2 protein-coding genes are annotated in these 1,082 nt (G+C 68.7%); both read right to left on the reverse strand.

The annotated features are described in order from the left end of the window. A partial coding sequence (locus ACFWF3_RS36900) for an SDR family NAD(P)-dependent oxidoreductase (RefSeq protein ID WP_379318893.1) occupies positions 1 to 503 on the reverse strand: 503 nt, incomplete at its 3' end. Positions 504 to 560: 57 nt separating this feature from the next. Beyond that, positions 561 to 1,082: cytochrome P450 (locus tag ACFWF3_RS36905; protein WP_379318895.1), on the reverse strand; the 522-nt coding region annotated here is incomplete at its 5' end.

Raw genomic sequence — 1,082 nt, forward strand, 5'->3', positions numbered from 1 at the left:
ATGCCCGACTTGGCCGCCGAGTAGTTCACCTGCCCCAGTGTGCCGACCAATCCCGCCGACGAGGTCACGTTGATGACGCGACCGGTGCCGTCGGTCGCCAGATACGCCAACGCGGCCTGCGTGCACCGAAACGCTCCGAGCAGGTGGATGTCGAGCATCCGCAGGACCGATTCCTCGGTGGTGGCACCGAACATCGCGGGTTCGGTGGCGCCGGCGTTGTTCACCACGATATGCAGTGTCCCGCCGGCCAACTCCGCGGCGGCACTCGCGGCCGCATCGGCAGCGGCCCGGTCGCGAACATCGAGCGCCGCGGCGGCAGCTCGGCCACCGTCGGCGACGATCTTCTCGGCGGTGACCGCCGCGGCGGCGCCGTCGATATCGGTGACAAGGACCGCCGCACCCTGGGCGGCCAGCGCCGCGGCGACGGCCGCGCCGATGCCGCCGGCCGCACCGGTGACCAGCGCCGAACGGCCGGTGAGATCGAAGATGTTACGGGTGGTCACATGGCTCCTCGGAGTCGAAAAGGGCAGGCTCGGCAAGGGCCGTCGAAACGCTGCGCGTCAGACGGCATCGAAGGTCACCGGCAGCGAGCTCGGCGAGCGGAACGGCTGGCCGAAGATGTGGGGGTCACCGTCGGGCAGCAGGGTGATGTTGGTCAGTCGCGCCAGCAGCGCCTCCATGGCGACGCGCGTCTCCAAGCGGGCCAGGTGCAACCCGAGGCAGGTGTGCGCGCCCGCGGTGAAGCTGATGTGCGGGATGTGCGGCCGGAAGATGTCGAATTCCTCGGAACGCTCCCACCGGGTCTCGTCACGGTTCGCCGAGCCGAGGCAGACATCGACGACCGCCCCCGCGGGGATGGCCACGCCCTCCAATTCGGTGTCTTCGGTGACGTAGCGCTGCACCAGTGTCAATGGCGTCTCGAACCGCAGGCCCTCTTCGATCGCCTGCGGGAGCAGGCTGTGATCCTGTTGGATCGCGGCGAATTGCTCGGGGTGGTTGAGCAATTGGAACAGCAGGTTCCCCGACGAGCGGTAGGTCGTTTCCGGGCCCGCGGGCAACAGCAGCCGGAGGAAGGAGTAGAT

This window comes from Nocardia sp. NPDC060220 (genome assembly GCF_042727815.1).
In the GTDB taxonomy this organism is placed as follows: Bacteria; Actinomycetota; Actinomycetes; order Mycobacteriales; family Mycobacteriaceae; genus Nocardia.